Annotated in this window: 1 protein-coding gene; it reads left to right on the forward strand. The window is 64.3% G+C overall.

Features of this window, described 5'->3' with window-relative positions:
- The first annotated feature begins 52 nt into the window (after positions 1–52).
- Positions 53–601, forward strand: a complete 549-nt coding sequence (gene phaP, locus VSR34_RS38020; RefSeq protein ID WP_028230854.1) for a TIGR01841 family phasin — start codon at positions 53–55, stop codon at positions 599–601.
- Positions 602–921 lie beyond the last annotated feature (320 nt).

A 921-nucleotide genomic window follows, 5' to 3' on the forward strand; every position in this document is an offset into this window, starting at 1 on the left:
CGCCGTCGACGGCGCGGCGCTCACGCCCGGTTGCCTCTACAGGAGTTTCATCATGCAGGAACAGTTTGCTGCACTTCAGAAGGCCAACGTTGATCTGTTCTTCGGTGTGGCCATCCGGATGGTCGAAGGTGTCGAGAGGCTCGCCCAGTTGAACATGCAGGCGCTTCGGGCGACGCTCGACCATACCTTCAGGCAGGCCTGCCAGGCTCTGTCCGTGAAGGAGCCGCAGGAATGGCTGGCGCAGCAAGACAGCCTGGCCGCGCCCACGACAGAAAAGGTGCAGACCTGGACGTGGCAGATGTTCGAAATCATCGCCGCCACCCAGGCTGATCTGTTGCGGTCCGCGCACGCGCAGTGGGATGCGTCGGTCAGGCAGGCAAGGACGCAGGTGCAGGACCTCGCGAAAAGCGCGCCGGCCGGCTCCGAGGCAGCCGTCGCCGCGCTGGATGAGGTGATTACCACGACCAATGCGCTATATGAGACGCTGCAGAAGACCGGCGAGCAGGCGTTCGAGGCCACGCGAAGCAACCTCGAAGTGGCCTCCGCGGCAGCCACGAAATCCGCCAGGCGCGCCAGCGAGTCGCAAGCCGCGAAGCGGTAACCGGGCACCCGGCATCGACACGCCATGCCGGGTTGCCATTGACAGGAATCCTGCGCATACCGGTGACCCGTTGGAACTTCAACCTGCTCACCCAGGACTGCCAGACCCGCCGGGCGGTTCGGTGACGCAGTTGGGATCCGGTACGCGCCGCTCTTTTTCTGATCGAACGAGGCGATGATGGACGAAAACTGGGTAACCATGGTGATGGGGTCGGCGGTGCTGCTGTTCGCAGCCGGCTTCGTGGTCGACCACTATCGCCGGGAGCATCGGCGTGCGCAGTTGATGCGGCGGCTGGACCATGTGCGTCGCAACGAGGTCCT

This window comes from Paraburkholderia sp. JHI2823, from assembly GCF_038900695.1.
Lineage (GTDB): Bacteria > Pseudomonadota > Gammaproteobacteria > Burkholderiales > Burkholderiaceae > Paraburkholderia > Paraburkholderia mimosarum.

What these genes read in the sequence shown, in the direction of transcription:
- phaP (WP_028230854.1), top strand. Translation starts at nt 53, where the DNA reads ATGCAGGAACAGTTTGCTGCACTTCAGAAGGCCAACGTTGATCTGTTC.